At 70.1% G+C, this 15,910-nt stretch carries 15 protein-coding genes and 1 pseudogene; 13 read left to right on the plus strand and 3 right to left on the minus strand.

Annotated features, from left to right (window positions below; translation table 11 throughout):
• Positions 1-48: 48 nt before the first annotated feature.
• Together AB0H76_RS28760 and AB0H76_RS28765 are read right to left on the minus strand one after the other, a co-directional pair.
• Positions 49-323, minus strand: a pseudogene (locus tag AB0H76_RS28760) (Lrp/AsnC ligand binding domain-containing protein).
• A gap of 5 nt (positions 324-328) precedes the next feature.
• On the minus strand, positions 329-2,203 hold the full coding sequence (locus AB0H76_RS28765; RefSeq protein ID WP_357330147.1) for a DEDD exonuclease domain-containing protein: 1,875 nt from the start codon (positions 2,201-2,203) through the stop codon (positions 329-331).
• A gap of 630 nt (positions 2,204-2,833) precedes the next feature.
• On the opposite strand from AB0H76_RS28765, the gene AB0H76_RS28770 reads away from it, so the two are divergent.
• The 10 genes from AB0H76_RS28770 to AB0H76_RS28815 all read left to right on the plus strand — a co-directional run bounded on the left by AB0H76_RS28770 (position 2,834) and on the right by AB0H76_RS28815 (position 11,249).
• Complete coding sequence (locus AB0H76_RS28770) at positions 2,834-3,412, plus strand: C40 family peptidase (protein WP_357330148.1); 579 nt, start codon at positions 2,834-2,836, stop codon at positions 3,410-3,412.
• 214 nt (positions 3,413-3,626) lie between these two features.
• The gene (locus tag AB0H76_RS28775; RefSeq protein ID WP_357330149.1) at positions 3,627-4,649 is read left to right on the plus strand and encodes an NlpC/P60 family protein; all 1,023 of its coding nucleotides are present in this window, start codon (positions 3,627-3,629) and stop codon (positions 4,647-4,649) included.
• Positions 4,650-4,655: 6 nt separating this feature from the next.
• On the plus strand, positions 4,656-5,648 hold the full coding sequence (locus AB0H76_RS28780) for a hypothetical protein (protein WP_357330150.1): 993 nt from the start codon (positions 4,656-4,658) through the stop codon (positions 5,646-5,648).
• Between the two features lie 52 nt (positions 5,649-5,700).
• The gene (locus AB0H76_RS28785) at positions 5,701-6,828 is read left to right on the plus strand and encodes a glycosyltransferase family 4 protein (RefSeq protein WP_357330151.1); all 1,128 of its coding nucleotides are present in this window, start codon (positions 5,701-5,703) and stop codon (positions 6,826-6,828) included.
• A 35-nt stretch (positions 6,829-6,863) separates the two neighbouring features.
• Positions 6,864-7,241, plus strand: coding sequence for a polyketide cyclase / dehydrase and lipid transport (locus tag AB0H76_RS28790; protein ID WP_357330152.1), 378 nt, complete (start codon positions 6,864-6,866; stop codon positions 7,239-7,241).
• On the plus strand, positions 7,241-7,678 hold the full coding sequence (locus AB0H76_RS28795; RefSeq protein ID WP_357330153.1) for an SRPBCC family protein: 438 nt from the start codon (positions 7,241-7,243) through the stop codon (positions 7,676-7,678). Before AB0H76_RS28790 ends, AB0H76_RS28795 begins: the two co-directional genes overlap by 1 nt.
• A 5-nt stretch (positions 7,679-7,683) precedes the next feature.
• The gene (locus AB0H76_RS28800; RefSeq protein ID WP_357330154.1) at positions 7,684-8,925 is read left to right on the plus strand and encodes an ArsA family ATPase; all 1,242 of its coding nucleotides are present in this window, start codon (positions 7,684-7,686) and stop codon (positions 8,923-8,925) included.
• Positions 8,922-9,365, plus strand: coding sequence for a hypothetical protein (locus AB0H76_RS28805; RefSeq protein WP_357330155.1), 444 nt, complete (start codon positions 8,922-8,924; stop codon positions 9,363-9,365). The genes AB0H76_RS28800 and AB0H76_RS28805 overlap by 4 nt, the downstream gene beginning before the upstream one ends.
• On the plus strand, positions 9,362-10,363 hold the full coding sequence (locus AB0H76_RS28810) for an ROK family protein (RefSeq protein ID WP_357330156.1): 1,002 nt from the start codon (positions 9,362-9,364) through the stop codon (positions 10,361-10,363). The genes AB0H76_RS28805 and AB0H76_RS28810 overlap by 4 nt, the downstream gene beginning before the upstream one ends.
• A gap of 160 nt (positions 10,364-10,523) precedes the next feature.
• Complete coding sequence (locus tag AB0H76_RS28815; protein ID WP_357330157.1) at positions 10,524-11,249, plus strand: lysophospholipid acyltransferase family protein; 726 nt, start codon at positions 10,524-10,526, stop codon at positions 11,247-11,249.
• A 76-nt stretch (positions 11,250-11,325) separates the two neighbouring features.
• Here AB0H76_RS28815 and AB0H76_RS28820 read toward each other — a convergent pair whose 3' ends face one another.
• Positions 11,326-12,036 (minus strand): DUF4189 domain-containing protein, encoded by a 711-nt coding sequence (locus tag AB0H76_RS28820; RefSeq protein ID WP_357330158.1) that lies wholly within the window; start codon positions 12,034-12,036, stop codon positions 11,326-11,328.
• A 198-nt stretch (positions 12,037-12,234) separates the two neighbouring features.
• Here AB0H76_RS28820 and AB0H76_RS28825 point away from each other — a divergent pair, with 198 nt between their 5' ends.
• The 3 genes from AB0H76_RS28825 (at position 12,235) to AB0H76_RS28835 (ending at position 15,894) form a co-directional block, all read left to right on the plus strand.
• Positions 12,235-13,005, plus strand: coding sequence for a sporulation protein (locus AB0H76_RS28825; protein WP_357330159.1), 771 nt, complete (start codon positions 12,235-12,237; stop codon positions 13,003-13,005).
• 71 nt (positions 13,006-13,076) lie between these two features.
• The gene (locus AB0H76_RS28830) at positions 13,077-14,492 is read left to right on the plus strand and encodes an AarF/ABC1/UbiB kinase family protein (RefSeq protein ID WP_357330160.1); all 1,416 of its coding nucleotides are present in this window, start codon (positions 13,077-13,079) and stop codon (positions 14,490-14,492) included.
• A 124-nt stretch (positions 14,493-14,616) separates the two neighbouring features.
• Positions 14,617-15,894 (plus strand): FAD-binding oxidoreductase, encoded by a 1,278-nt coding sequence (locus tag AB0H76_RS28835; RefSeq protein WP_357330161.1) that lies wholly within the window; start codon positions 14,617-14,619, stop codon positions 15,892-15,894.
• Positions 15,895-15,910: the final 16 nt, after the last annotated feature.

Consider the following 15,910-nt stretch of genomic DNA (forward strand, 5'->3'; position numbering starts at 1 on the left):
TCCAGGGGTTCGGCGCCTGCGCACGCCGGACGAGTTCCGAGCCCGGGGCTACTCCCCCAGCGAGAAACCGGCCTCTACATCGCGCTGGAGTAGGACTTGAAGGCGATGTGGGTGGTGGTGCGCAGGACGCCGGGGACCTTGTCGATGCCGGCGGTGACCACCTCGGCGATCTTCTCGTGGTCGCGGACGCGGACGATCGCGATCAGGTCGACGTCGCCGGCGCAGGAGTAGACCTCGGTGACGCCGGCGGTGTCGGCGACGGCCTGGGCGGTCTCGGGGATCCGGCCGTTTTCGGCGTGGATGAGCACGATCGCGTTAATCATGGTGGTCAGCCTAGTTGGCCGAGGTACTCCGCTCCCGCGAGTTCGGTACGCGCGGCCGCCTCGGCCTGCTCGGCCCACGTCAGCCAGCGCGCCGCCCCGAACAGCGGTTCCCAGTACCCCGCGGTACTGCGCACGATCCGCACCCCCGGGCGCGCCAGCCAGCGCACCACCAACCCGATCTCCTCGGGGGAACCGCCCAGCAGCGGCGGTCCATCGATCGAGGGGTCGGCCGGAACGGACTGTGGGCCTGCGCCGGACGAGTTGTCGGCCCCCCGGGAGCTGTCGCCGCCGGACGACAGCGGAACCAGTGCCCCAGCGGGTGGGCCCACCGCAACCCCTTCGGGAAGCACCGTCTCGGCCGACGCCACGAGGTACTCCACCACCGGCATGGGCGAGACCCCGCGCCCGGCATTGCCCGCGCCCGCGAGGCGCCCGTATCTGATGACCGAGAATTCCCAGCCGCCCGCGCCGTCGGGGTGTGCGGCGACCAGTTCGGGGACGCGGGCGATGGCGGCGAGGCGCTGGGTGCGGGCCAGCGCCCGCACCACGGCGACCGCGCGGTCGCGCAGCCGGGCGGCGGCTTCGAAATGCTCGGCGCGGGAGTAGGTTTCGAGCTGGTCGAGGATCGCGCGCAGCGTGGTGTCGGACCGGCCGGCGAACAGCTCGCGCACGGCCGTGGCGGCGGGCGCGTATTCCGTTGTATCCATGGGTATTTCGGAGAATCGCGCGGCGGGGCAGCCGCCGACCACCGCGGGCGGGCAGTCGTGCACCCCCGCCCGGGTCAGCCGGGTGGTGCAGGTGCGCAGGCCCGCGTGTTCGGCGACGGTCGCCGCGATGTCGGTGGCGTCGAGCCGGGAGTTGAACGGCCCCAGGGCATCCCGGTTCGGTGTGCGCACCACGGCGAACCGCGGGAACGGCTCGTCGGTCAGCGTCAGCCACCAGGCCTTCTTGGGAAACTTCGAGCGCCGGTTGTAGGGCGGCGCGTGCGCGACGAGCAGGCGCAGTTCCCGCACCCCGGCTTCGAGGCCGTGCGCGCAGACGACATGGTCGACGCGCGTCGCGAGCGCGACCATCTCCTTCATCCGCCCGCGCGTCTCCGAACCGGTGAAGTAGTTCCGTACGCGACGGCGCAGATTCACCGCGGTGCCTATATAGAGGACTTCGTCCGAAGGACCCCGGAACAGGTACACGCCGGGACTGGCCGGCAGATCGGTGGCGAACACCCGCTTGGCCCGCTGCCCGGTGCTGACATCGGGCAGATAGTCGAGCAACTCGGTAAGACTGTGCACGCCCTGGTTCCCGACCCGGCCGATCAGCGCGTGCAGCACGTCGACGGTGGCGCGGGCGTCGTCCAGCGCGCGGTGCGTGGGCCGGGTGCTCGCGCCGAGCACCTGCGCGAGCACCCCGAGCCGGACCGAGGGCGCCTCGTCGCGGGTGAGTACCCGGCGGGCCAGCTTCACCGTGCACAGCACCGGCGGATTCGGCCACGGGGTTTCGCAGCGGACGGCGGCGGCCTTGAGGAACGCGGTGTCGAACCGCGCGTTGTGCGCGACCAGCACCGCGCCCCTGGCGAATTCGAGGAACCCGGGCAGCACCTGCTCGATCCGCGGCGCGTCGTAGACCATGGCGTGCGTGATGCCGGTGATGTGCACGACCTGCGGCGGGATCTCGCGCCCCGGGTTGACCAGCGTCGCGAACTCGCCGAGCACCTCACCGCCGCGCACCCGGACCGCGCCGATCTCGGTGATGGCGTCGCCATCGGGGCTGGTCCCAGTGGTTTCCAGGTCGACGATCACGAAAGTTGTCTCGTAGAGCGGGGTATCGAGCTCATCGAAGGCCAGCTGCTTGGCGAGCGGGCGAGGCGATTCGGCGCTGGGCACGGCGTGCAGCGTAGAGGCAGGCACCGACAAGCTCGCCGATCCGCGAAAGCCCAGGACAATTGGTTGAGCCCACAACAAACGACACGGGGAAACTGCCGAATTCCGCGCGAGGATTTCGCTTTGATGCCCGCAATTTGATCTAGGTAATCAAAATGTGATGCAGGTCACATCCGACACCGGTCTAAATAAACGCCCCGGGCGTGTCGAGCTTCGCGAAAGTCTCGGCACGGCGTGTCACCGGAGTTTTGGTCATCTGACCGGTCCGGAGCTGCCGAGTAGGACCGCACTATCTTGGCTACCTGCGTTAACACGCCATACCGGGTCCCTATCGTGGCCGGTCCCAGCCCCGCGACGCGCCGGTGAACGAGCCGAGAACACAGAGATAAATGCTCGTGTTTATCGTTTCGTGATCCGTGTGAGATATCTCGCAGGCAAACCCCCGGGAAATTCCGACACGCCCCCAATTCCGACCGGTACGGCTTTACAAAGACCCGTGATGTGTTCGTAACCTTTTCGAGACCTCACGGAGTCCGCCGCATCGGAGCCGTTCACGGAAACGGTGCGGACGGTACGCAGTCCGCAGCACCAGACCGGGTGCCGCGTCGTGGGGCAGATTGGACGAAACGCATCATGGCGAACACCACCGTCAAGCGCGGGGCGCGGCGTGCCGTTGCCGCCGGAGCCGTCGGCGCTGCCACCATCGGCGCGATCCTCCTGCCCGCGGCCCCCGCGTCGGCACAGCCCGTCACCATCCCCGGAGTGGGCACCTTCGAGGTCCCGAACGAAATCCCGATCCCGGCGGGCATTCCCGGCCTCGAGGTGCCCAATCCCGCACCCGCGCCGTTCACCCCGCCCGCCCCGGTGAAGACCGCGGGCGAGATCGCCCTGGAGGCGGCCGAATCCAAGATCGGCGCACCGTACGTCTACGGCGCGGCGGGCCCGAGCTCCTTCGACTGCTCGGGTCTGGTCCAGTGGGCCTACCGCCAGGCCGGCATGGAGTTGCCGCGCACCAGCGGCGCCCAGCTCTCGGCCGGCAGCCCGGTCTCGATCGACGACCTGCAGCCCGGCGACGTGGTGTCGTTCTACGGCGGCGGCCACTCCGGCCTGTACGCGGGCAACGGCAACGTCGTGCACGCCTCCACCTCGGGTGTTCCGGTGAAGGTCGCCTCGATGTCGGAAATGCCGTTCGCCGGCGCGCGCCGGTACTGACCGGGCTGGGCGACAAGCACTTCCAAGTCGCCGGATCGCCATCGGGCGATCCGGCGACCTCGGCAAGATACCCGGCCGGGGTGTGACCAGTTCGTTCCCTACTGGACACGGACCCGGGCCGTTCCGTAACCTAATCGAGACCTAATCGCTCAAGGGAGAGAACGGGGCACCGCAGGCCGTGGCCGCATACAGAACACTCCGCACGAATCGTGTTGTGGGAGGGGTACTTGCGGCGGGAATCCTGGCCGCGACCGTCTGCATCGGACCGGCCGGAGCCGACCCGGTAGCGATGCCCGCCACCGCCGGTGAAGCGGTGCAGAAGATGATCGAGCTATCCCGCGAGTCCGAAAAGCTCAACGAGGAAGCGCTCAACGCGCAATCCGATCTCGACGCCAAGCTCGCCGTCCAGCGCGATGCCGATACCGCGCTCTCCGCCAAGCGCAGCACGCTCGACGCGGCCCGCGACGAGGTCCGCAAATTTCAGCCGGTGATCGACCGCACCGCCATCGCGACCTATCAGGGCGCGAAGACCAACCGCATGTTCGCGGTGCTGACCAGTGACTCGCCGCAGCAGCTGCTCGATCAGATGTCGGTGCTCGACGTGATGACCGCGCAGACCACCGATCAGCTCAAGCAATTCAAGAAGGCCACCGACGCCGCCTCGGCCGCCGAGAACGCCGCCCGCGCCGCCTCCGACGCCGCGCACGACGCCGCCGCCAAGTCCGACAAGGTGCGCGCCGACGTCGAACACAAGCGCACCGAGCTCGGCGGCGCCATCACCCAGGTGGTCGAGGCCTGGACCGGCCTGTCGACGAAAGACAAGGCCGCGTGGGCGGGTTCGCCCTTCCCGCCCGGCTTCGACCGCGACACCCTGCTCCAGGGCCTGGTCCCCGGCAGCGGCACCAGCGCGCTGGCCGCGGGCCTGACCCGGGTCGGCGACCCCTACGTCTGGGGCGCGACCGGGCCGAACCAGTTCGACTGCTCGGGCCTGGTGCAGTGGGCCTTCAAGCAGGTCGGCAAGACCGTGCCGCGCACCAGCTCGCAGCAGGCCAACTTCGGCACGCCGGTTTCCAAGGACGAATTGCTGCCCGGCGACGTGGTGTTCTTCTACCCCGAGATCTCCCATGTGGGCATCTACGCGGGCAACGGACTCATGCTGCACGCCTCCACCTTCGGCATTCCGGTCGCCGTGGCGCCGATGTCGTCCACGCCCTACCACTCCGCTCGGCGATACTGATTCGCTATGCAGCGATGGCGCCGGGTCCGACACTGGTGCGGCGCGCGGCGGCGTGGCCAGTTCGCGCTCACCTTCGCGATGGTGACCGTGCTGACCGGCGCCTGTGGCGCGCTGCTGGTCGCACCGAACTGGGTGCTGCCGAAAGTCTCGCCGGATCGGCTGGGTGCGGCGCGGGCCGTGGCCGCCGACGATCCGCGGCTGGCGGCGGTGCGCGCGACGATGGCACCGTTCGGCGAACTCACCGCCGTCCGGGTGGCCACCGGCAGCGGGCAGGAATCCCTGGTGGTCGGGCATGCCGGGCAGCGGGCCGAGATGGACGTGCTGGCCGCTGAACTCGCACCGGCGACCGACTCGATCACCGAGCTGTGGGGCGCCGGGTGGGCGCGCTCCGCGCTGGTGGTCGTCGCCTCGAACCCCTCGGAATTCGCCGCGCTGGTGCGCTCGGGCAACCTGCTCGCCTCCGAGGTCGCCGCCGCCGCGGTCGCCGACCCGTACCTGCCCGGAACCCGGCCGACCGGGCAGCGCGTGGTCTTCAGCCCCGACGCCGGGCGCCGCCTCACCCCCGCCGGCCTGCGCACCGTGCTGCGCCACGAGCTGACGCACCTGGCCGCCCGCGCCGACACCGTCGACGGCGCGCCGCAGTGGCTGCTCGAGGGTTTCGCCGAGTACGCCGCGCACCGCGGCGGCACCGAGCGCTTCGCCGAGATCGCCCCGACGCTGAACACCCGGCTGCGTACCGGCGCGACGCCGGTCGACCTGCCCGCCGACAGCTCCTTCACCGGTCCCGACGCCGCCGCGGCCTACGAACAGGCTTGGTCGGTCTGCGCTTTCGTCGCCGCGACCTACGGCGAACCCCGGCTGGTCCAGCTCTACCGCGGCCTCGCGGCGGGCAAGCAGACCCCCGAATCCGAGGATCGGATCCTGCGCGAGGTGCTCGGCGCGGACCGCGCGAGCGTCACCGCCGCCTGGCGCTCCTGGCTCGGCGCCGAATCCGCCTAGCCCGACGACGGGTTTTCGGCCCGGTGATCCGGACACAGTAGGTTGTTCGGTTATGGCCCGAACTCTGCTGGTTACCAATGATTTCCCGCCACGGCCGGGCGGTATCCAGTCCTATCTGCAGGCGCTGACCGGGCAGTTACCGCCCGACGACCTGGTCGTCTACGCCCCGCGCTGGAAGGGCGACAGCCATCTGAAGTTCGACGCCAAGCAGAAGTTCCAGGTGGTCCGCCATCCGACCACGCTCATGCTGCCCACCCCGCTGGTAGCGCGCCGCGCCGCACGCCTGCTGCGCACCGAGAAGTGCGACACCGTCTGGTTCGGCGCGGCCGCCCCGCTGGCGCTGCTGTCGCCGGTGCTGCGCCGGGCGGGCGCCGAGCGCATCCTGGCGAGCACGCACGGGCACGAGGTCGGCTGGTCGATGCTGCCGGGCGCCCGGCAGTCGCTGCGCGCGATCGGCGAGCACACCGATGTCGTCACCTATGTCAGCCGGTACACCCGTGGGCGTTTCGCGTCCGCGTTCGGCCCGAACGCGGCGCTGGAGTACTTGCCGCCGGGGGTGGACACCGAGGTGTTCCGGCCGGATCCGGCGGCGCGCGCGGAACTGCGCCAGCGCTACGGGCTCGGCGATCGGCCCACGATCCTGTGCCTGTCGCGCCTGGTGCCGCGCAAGGGTCAGGACGCGTTGATCGTGGCGATGCGCACGATCCGCGAGCAGATCGACGGCGCGGTGCTCGTGATCGCGGGCGGCGGGCCCTACGAGGACAAGCTGCGCGCCCTGGCGACCGCGCTCGGCGTGGAGAACGACGTCCTGTTCACCGGCCGTGTCCCCTCCGGTGAACTCGCCGCGCACCACACCCTGGCCGATGTCTTCGCCATGCCGTGCCGCACCCGCGGCGCCGGGCTGGACGTGGAGGGTCTGGGCATCGTCTACCTGGAAGCCTCCGCGTCCGGAGTTCCGGTGGTGGCGGGCAACTCCGGCGGCGCGCCGGAGACCGTGATCGAAGGCAAGACCGGTCGCGTCGTCAACGGCCGCGACACCGACGACATCGCCAAGGCCATCGTCGCTGTCCTCGCCGACCGCGATGCCGCCGCCCGGATGGGCGTCGAGGGCCGCGCCTGGGTGGAACAGCAGTGGCGCTGGGACAGCTTGGGCGCGCGCCTGCGGCACCTACTGCACTGAACCGGGCTGTGTCGTAATCCACTACGCTCACGGATGTGAGCAGTATTCAGGTCGCGGACCAGACATTTGTCGCCGCTTCGGGCGCCACGGTCGCCGAAATCCTCGGCGGGCCGACGAACTGGCGCCGGTGGTGGCCCGACCTCAGCCTGCAGGTCGGGGAGGACCGGGGCGAGAAGGGCATTCGCTGGATCGTGAGCGGCGCGCTGGAGGGCACCATGGAGGTGTGGCTGCAGGACATGCTGGACGGGGTGATCCTGCACTACTTCCTGCACGCCGAACCGCGCGACGCGGTCGCCGGAAAGCGGCTGGCGTCGGTGATCCGGGCCCGCCGGGTGGCGGGTAAGGAGATGGCCTTCGAGATCAAGGCGCGGCTGGAGGCGGGGCGTCCCGCGGGCGTGGCCCCGGCCTGCTGATGGCCGACCGGACAGAGAGGTCCATCCTCATCGAGGCGCCCGCACAGCGGGTGATGGCCGTCATCGCCGATCTGGAGTCCTACCCCGAATGGGTGTCGGCGGCGAAATCGGTGGAGGTGCTGGAGAAGGGGCCCGACGGCCGCGCTCGCACCGCCCGTTTCGTGCTCGACGCCGGCGTCGTCAAGGACACCTACGTGCTGGCCTACACCTGGCGCCCGGACGATCGCGCGGTCAGCTGGCGGCTGACCAGCGGTGATTTACAGAAGGCCCAGGACGGCACCTACGAGCTGCGCGACACACCCGAGGGCGGCACCGAGGTGATCTATCAGCTCACCGTCGATCTGAACATCCCGATGATCGGCATGTTCAAGCGCAAGGCCGAGAAGGTGATCACCGATACCGCCCTCAAGGAATTGAAGAAGCGGGTGGAAGGCTGACCGCCGTGACCCGGGTGGAGCTGTTCGTCGGCAAGGGCGGGGTCGGTAAGACGACCCTGGCGTGCGCCACCGCGATGTCCTACGCGCGTGCCGGGCAGCGGGTACTGATCGCCTCGCTGGATCAGGCGCATTCGCTCGGCGACGCGCTGGGCGTGCGGTTCGCGCACGATCCGGGCACGGTCACCGGAATCGCCCGGGTGGCACCGAATCTGGACGCCATCGAGGTGGATTCCCTTGCGCTGCTGGAAGATCGGTTCCACGACGTGGTGCGGATGCTGGCCACCGGCGGCAAGCACGAGCACGGCCTCGATCTGGCCGCGCTGGACCCGGCCGAGCTGACCGGCCTGCCCGGCGTGCAGGAACTGCTGATGCTGATCGAGCTGACGCAGTTCGCCGAGGAGGACGACTGGGACGTGCTGGTCGTGGACTGCCCGCCCTCGGCCGACATGCTGCGCATCGTCACCGCGCCCGACACTCTGCTCGGCTATTTGGAACGGATCTGGCCGCCGCACGCGCGCGCCCTGAGCGCCGCCGGCCTGGACCTGCGGCGCGCGGTGCTCGCCGCGACCGTGAACAAGATCGTCGCCGCCGTCACCGAGGTGCGTGACCTGCTGGCCGACCACGCGCGCACCGGCGCGAAACTGGTGACCGGCGCCGAACGGGTCGCCGTCGCCGAGACCGAGCGGGTGCGGTCCGCGGCCGCGCTGCTCGGGTTGCGCCTGGACGCGGTGCTCGTCAACAAGGTGCTGCCCGCGGTGCCGCCCGCCGACTCCGCGCACCCGGCGATCCACTGGTATCTGGCCCGCCGCGCCGAGCAGGTCCGGGTCGTCGAGGAGCTCTACGAGCGCTTCGACGGTGATGTCCGGGTGCTGATCGCCGAGCACAGCGGCGCCGAGCCGGTCGGCCTGGCCGCCCTGTCGGTGCTGTCCTACTCGGTGGACGCCGCGACGCCACCGGGCGACAATCTGCCGGAGGTTCGCACAAGTTCCGGTGAACCGGTGGTTCGATGGGAGTCGGGCACCGGCCTGCATTCGGTCTACACGTTGCGGATGCACCTGCCCGTCGTCGATCCGGCGACGCTGCGACTGGGACGAGTGGAGGACGATGTGATCGTGGGAGCGGACGGGGTCCGGCGCCGGGTGCGCCTGGCGCCGGTGTTGCGGCGGTGCACAGTCGACGGCGCCGAACTCGACGGAAAACACCTGGTACTGCGGTTCGTTCCGGATCCGGAGCTCTGGCCGCGATGACCGAGCAGCAGAAACCGGGTGCCGCGCACGACGCGCACGGTGACGGATTCGGGGAATTCGCCGAGGAATTGAAGCAGCTGGCCGAGGCCGTGCTGGAGCGGGTGGAGCCGGTGCTGCGGCGCACGGCCGCCGAGGGCCAGCCGCAGTGGTCGAGTTGTCACTGGTGCCCGGTGTGCGCGGCGGCGGCGCTGGTGCGCGGGGAACACCACGACGTGGTGGCCGCGGTCGCCGAGCACGGCACCGCGATCGTGACGGTGTTGCGCGAGGCGCTGGCCGGCATCCCGGTCGAGCCGGTGCTGCCGGACCCCGAAGACGCTCCCCCGCAGCAGGATTCGCCCGCGGACGAGGCGAGCCCGCCGCCGGCCGAGGAGCCGGAGCGGCGCGCGCCGGGGCGCAAGCGCTCCCGGTACATCAAAATTCCCGTGACGTTCAAGGCATGACGCGCAAGATTGCCGGTGCCCTTCCCCTGACGGTCGGAATCGACGTCGGCGGCACCAATATTCGCGCCTCGGTGGTGGACGCCGAGGGCCAGGTGCTCGACACCGTGGCGGCGCCGACCCCGCATTCCGCGCGCGCCCTGGAGGACGCCCTGGCCCGCTCGGTGCGCGAACTGTGCGCGCGCCATCCGATCGGCGCGGTCGGGCTGGCCGTGGCCGGGTTCATCACCAGCGACCGCACCACCGTCCGGTTCGCGCCGCATCTGCCGTGGAAGGACACACCGGTCGCCAAGCGGCTCACCGATCGCCTGGAACTGCCGGTCATCCTCGAGCACGACGCCAACGCCGCCGCCTGGGCCGAGTATCGCTTCGGCGCGGCCACCGGCGGCCACAACGTGGTGCTCATCGCGATCGGCACCGGCATCGGCGCGGCACTGCTGATCGAGGGCAAGCTGTATCGCGGCACGCACGGCGTCGCACCGGAACTGGGTCATCTGCAGGTCGTCCCGCAGGGCCGGGCCTGCCCGTGCGGCAAGCAGGGCTGCTGGGAACGGTATTGCAGCGGAACGGCATTGGCCGACACGGCGATTGAGCTGCTGGCCACCGATCCGGTCAGCTCCACGGTGCTGGCGCGCGAGGTCTACCGCGATCCGGGGTCGCTGACCGGGCGCCGGGTCGCGGGCGCAGCCCAGGACGGTGACCCGATCGCCGTCGCCGCGATGGCCGACTTCGCCCGCTGGCTGGGCCTGGGCCTGGCCTTCGTCGGCGACATCTTCGATCCGGATCTGATGGTGATCGCCGGCGGCGTGAGCTCCTCGGCCGGGCTCTTCCTCGACGAGGCCCGGGAGGAGTACGCCCGCGCCGTCACCGGTGCGGGCCATCGCCCGCTGGCCCGGATCCGCACCACGCAGCTGGGTGAGGCGGCCGGCATGATCGGCGCCGCCGAGCTGGCGCGCGCCGTGCTCGTCGACACCGAGCACCGTCCCTCCCGCGTAGGCTGATTTTCTCGCACATACATTCGAACAAGCCGCGGCGCTCACAGCCGCTGCTCCGAATGTGGTGAGATAGCCCTCTGCAGGTTGGATGTGATCTGCGACCACCGGTAAAGTCGGCAGCTGACGCAGGTGCCCGCAACTTATCCCGGTCCGGGGGAAGGACGTCATGTTCTACTGGCTGCTGAAATTCGTCCTGGTGGGGCCGTTCATCACCTTCTACAACCGCCCGACGGTAGAAGGTGCGGAGAACATCCCGTCGGACGGTCCGGCCATCCTCGCGGGTAACCATCTCTCCTTCGCGGACTGGCTTTTCGCGCCGCTGACCAGCAAGCGCCGCATCAATTACCTGGCCAAGGCCGAGTACTTCAACACCCCGGGCCTCAAGGGCGCTTTCCAGAAGTGGTTCTTCACCACCACCGGCCAGTACCCGATCGACCGCACCGGGGCCGACTCCGCCGAGGACGCGCTGAACGCCGCGCGCAAGCTGCTCGACGAGGGCCGCCTGGTCGGCCTGTACCCGGAGGGCACCCGCTCCCCCGACGGCCGCCTCTACAAGGGCAAGACGGGCCTGGCGCGGCTCGCGCTCGAGACCGGCGTTCCCGTCATCCCGGTCGCGGTCATCGGCACCGACAAGGTCAGCCCGCCCGGGCCGTTCCGCTGGAAGCGCCAGAAGGTCACCATCCGGTACGGCAAGGCGATCGATTTCTCGCGCTACGAGGGCATGGGCGGCAACCGCTTCGTCGAGCGCGCCGTCACCGACGAGGTCATGTACGACCTGATGCAGCTCACCGGTCAGGAATACGTCGACGTCTACGCGCACAGCCTGAAGAAGGGCGTGCCGAGCGATTCCCGCCCGGATGCCGCGCGCATCCCGGACACCGCCGCCGGCTGAGCCGGCCGCCGTTCGAACCGACGCGAAAGGCCCCGAATCCACCTGGATTCGGGGCCTTTCGCAGGTCAGTGGCGCCTCAGTCGAACGCGCACTTGGACCACAGTTCGAAGGGGCCGGAGACGTTGTAGACCCCGGTCGCGGTCTTGATCGCCTTGGATTCGGCTTCGGTGGTGGTGGAGCCCCAGTCCGAGCCCCAGCCGCCGTTCTGGCCGAAGGCCAGCGCGACGCAGCCGTTGCGGGACCAGATCGGGTTCGGGCAGCCGGTGCCGCAGTCCGAGAGCACCTGGCTGGTGGCCGATTCCTCGCTGATGGTCGAGCGCACCCAGACGACCTGGTTGGTGTCCTCCTTGTAGGTGGCCGCGATCCAGGTGTCCCGCTTGCTCGAGGTGCTCGAGGTCGGCGAGGGGGTGGTGGTCTCGAAGGTGGGCGACGGGCTCGACGACGAGGAGGACGTCGAGGTGGTGGTCGAGGCGGTGATATCGGGATCGTCCTTGTTGCTTCGGATCACCAGTACGCCGACCACGCCGACGATCGCGACGACACCGATCAGGACCGCGACGATGATCGCGGCCATCTTTCCGCCGCCACCGCCGCCCGACGGGCCACCCGGGCCGTACGGCGGCGGCTGGTAAGGCGGGCCCGGGGGCGGGTACTGGCCTTGCTGGTACTGCGGACCCGACTGATACTGCGGACCCGACTGGTACGGATCGCCCTGGTAGGGCTGGGTCGGCTGATAGGGCTGACCCGGTTGTTGCTCGCCGGGATATTGCCCGTGCGGGTATGACATTGCGTCCCCCGGTTCGTGTTTCGACATCAAGAGCGGCACTACACTATCTGTCCCTATATCTACTGGCGAGCCAGTGCCGTATCACCAGTATCGGACGCAAGTCGCTGCGACACATACCCTTCCGCTCGGCGGATGACCTCGGTCACACGCCAAGCGAACGGTAAGTCGGTTTTATGGTGCGGCGGCGAGGATGCCAGCATGTTCAAGAAATTGCTGGCCGCCGCGGGAGTGGGCGGCGCCGAGGTCGAGACCGAACTGTTCACCCCCGGTGTGCAGCCCGGCGGCGTCGCCGAAGGGGTGATCCGGTTGCGCGGCGGGAAGGTCGCTCAGGACATCGCCGAGATCGCGGTGGAGTTCGTGACCCGGGTCGAGCACGAGCACGACGACCACGAGGGCGTGCGCGAGCACGGCTTCGGGCGCACCTGGGTGCAGGGCCCGTTCCGGCTGGAGTCCGGCGGCTTCGCCGAATTCCGTTTCGGCGCGCGCGCACCGATGGAAACCCCCATCACCTTCTACAACGGGCGGGTGCTGCCCGGCACCTGGGTGGCCCTGCGCACCGTCGTCGACGTGCAGGGCGCGGTCGACGCCACCGACACCGACCCGATCGGCGTCGGCGCGCTGCCTGCCCAGCACGTGCTGCTGGAGGCGATCGAACGCCTGGGCTTCGGCTTGCGCAGTGCCGACGTGGAATTCGGGCGGATCTACCACAGCACCCAGACGCTGCCGTTCTATCAGGAGATCGAATTCGCCGGCTCGCATCGGTATCCGCAGCTGACCCAGCTCGAGGTCACCTTCGTGCCGAACGAGCAGGGCATGAGCGTGGTACTCGAGGCCGACAAGCGCGGCGGCGTGTTCTCGGAGAGCCGCGACGTCCTGGACGCACTGTGGGTCGACTATGCCGCGCTGGGCCAGCGGGATTGGGCCGGCGAACTGCACCACCGTCTGGCCGGCCTGGCCTCGCGCCGCTGATAGCGTGGGCACGACGCCGGCGGGATCCACGGTAGGGGTGGGTTCGGCGCCGGCGCGCGAGTGAGGTGAGCATGGTCCGCCGCGGTACCGGTGGTCGAGTAGTGCAACTGCCCAAGCGGACCTTGGCGGACGGGGGCGGGGTCCCACCGACGGGCAAGCTGGTGCGCGGCGCGAAGCTGGCGGGCGTCCCGGTGGCCTTCGCCGGGCGGCGGATGGCCGGTGTCGGCAAACGCGCCCTGGGCCGGTCGGTGGACGAGGTGGATCGCGAGATCCGGCAGCGCACCGCACAGCACCTGTTCGAGGTGCTCGGCGAATTGAAGGGCTGTGTCGCCAAGCTCGGGCAGTTGCTCGCGGTGTACGAGTTCGTGCTGCCGGACGAGGTGGCCGCGCCCTACCGGGAAGCGCTCGGGCGGCTCCAGGATTCGGCCCCGGCCATGCTGCCCGCCACCGTGCACGGCGTGCTGGCCACGCACATCGGCCCGGACTGGCGTTCGCGGTTCCGGGAGTTCGACGATCGGCGGCCCGCGGCGGCCTCGGTGGGCCAGGTGCATCGCGCGGTCTGGCACGACGGCCGCCCGGTCGCGGTCAAGGTGATGTATCCCGGCGCCCGCCAAGCGATCTACGACGACCTGCAAGCGCTGCGCCGGATCGGCCCGCTGTTCTCGGCGCTGCTGCCCGGCGCCGACACCAAGGCCGTCATCGAGGCGCTGTGCAGTTACATCCGCGAGGAACTGGACTACGCGCTGGAGGCCACCCACCAGCGCGCCTTCGCCGCGGCCTACGCCGACGACCCGGATTTCGTGGTGCCCCGGGTCCTGGCCCAGTACGGCGACGTGCTGATCACCGAGTGGCTGGAAGGCATCTCGCTGTCCCGCCTGATCGCGCCGGGCGCGGCGCCCGGCAGCCGGTTGCGAGCCGAGCGGGATCGCATCGGCCTGCTCATCCTGCGCTTCCTGCTCTCCGGCCCGGCCCGCGCCGGATTGCTCTACGGCGACCCGCATCCCGGCAACTTCCGGATCATGCCCGACGGCCGCCTGGGCGTCGTCGACTTCGGCGCCTGCGCACCCTGGCCGCCCGGCTACCTCGCCATGGCCAAGGACTTCGCGCCGGCGCTGCTGGCCTGCACGCCGGCCGAACTGGAAGCGGCCATCCGGCGCAACGGCTACATCGCGCCGGGCCGCGATCTCGACATCGAGACCGTGGTCGCCCGGCTCACCCCGGTGCGCGACGCGGTCATCGCCCCGACCATCGACCTCACCCCCGACTGGCTGCGCACCCACCTGCGCGCGGTGACCGATCTGCGCGTCACCAATGTCATCCGCCAGCTCACCATGCCCTCCCAGCACACCCCCGTGGCCCGCACCGCCCTCGGCGGTCTCGGCGTGCTCGGCCAGCTGCGCGCCGAACTCCCGCTGCGCGCGGAGTTCACGCGCTGGTTCCCGGAGATCGTCGACACCGTCGAACCGGACCGCCCGCCCCGCACCTGACCCCTCGGGAGGCACTGCGGCGGACCAGTATTCGCGCAGGTCAGCCGGGGTCGCAATGGGGCCGTTGGCGCACACCGAAGTTCGGGTGGCCGCAACCACTCCGGCTGTGGTTAAGTTTCGATCCATGAGCACGCCGCGCACTGTCTCCGCCGCCGAATTTCTACCTCGCGACACCGCGGATGTGGTTCGCACGGTGCGGGATTCGAGGGATCGTGCCGAGCAGCTGATGGTGCGCGGCGGTGAGCAGCTCGACGACGGGTTGTCCTTACCGGATCAGCGCACGGTCGTCTCGCTGCGGCGGATGAACTCGGTGCTCGACATCAACCTGGGTCGGCGCACCGTGCGGGTGCAGGCCGGCGCCAAACTGTCCGATATCGATCGGCGGCTCGGGGCGCACGGCCTCGGTCTGCCGATCGTCGGCGATCACCGCGACATCACCGCCGGCGGGTTCGCCTCGGTCGGCGGCGTGAGCAGCGCCTCGCACAAGTACGGCCTGTTCATCGATCAGATCGTGGATCTGGAATACGTGGATCCGGACGGGCGCATCGGCACCTGCGGCCGCCAGCACCACACCGAGCGGTTCCATCGGATCCTCGGCGCGGGCGGGCGCGCGGGCATCATCACCGCGCTCACCCTGGACGCCGTCGATATCGACAAGGACCACACCTGGCTCACCACCGACGCCGACCGGTTCCTGGATTTCGACTCCTTCATCGAACACGCGCACGCCGAGATCGTGCGGCCGGGCAACGCCGCGCTGCAGGTCGGGCGCTGGGTGGACACCGCGCCGCTGAAGGTCTCGCGGCCGGTCGGCACCGGGCAGGTGCAGCTGGGCACGGTGCGCTTCGGCCAGTGGTCCAGCCTCTACCCCGCCACCCCGACCCGGTCGCTGCGGGCTCGCCGGGAGGTCGGCACGCGCACCCGGAAGTCGTTGGGCGCCATCGCCTCCGCCGCCAGCGGCAAGGCCGGCATGCCGGTGCGCAACGCCGCGGCGGGCGCGCTCATGTTCGCCCCGAAGGTGCTGACCCTGCGCGACGCGGAGTATCTCGCCGACACCGTGATCAGCTCCTCCGAGCGCGGCGCGGCCTACCGCGTCGGCGTTTTCGCGCCGCTGGCCAACTACACCTCGGTCTTCTACCGGCTGCACGATCTGTTCGCCGGCCACCGGGAACGCACCGGCTGCTTCACCGTGATCTCGGCCATGACCTACGGGGTGCGCTCGAAATACCTGCAGGCCCAGGCGGCAACCCGGAATCTGCCCACCGACGACCACGCGCTGATCACCTTCACCTGTCGGCTGCGTCCCTCGGCGCTGCCCTCGGAGTTGTTGCGCGACATCGTCTCCGGAATCGATGAGATCTGCACCTCCGAACACGCCCTGAGATACGAGTCGGCGGATTAGACTCCACTCACGCCGC

Source organism: Nocardia sp. NPDC050712 (genome assembly GCF_040654295.1).
In the GTDB taxonomy this organism is placed as follows: Bacteria; Actinomycetota; Actinomycetes; order Mycobacteriales; family Mycobacteriaceae; genus Nocardia.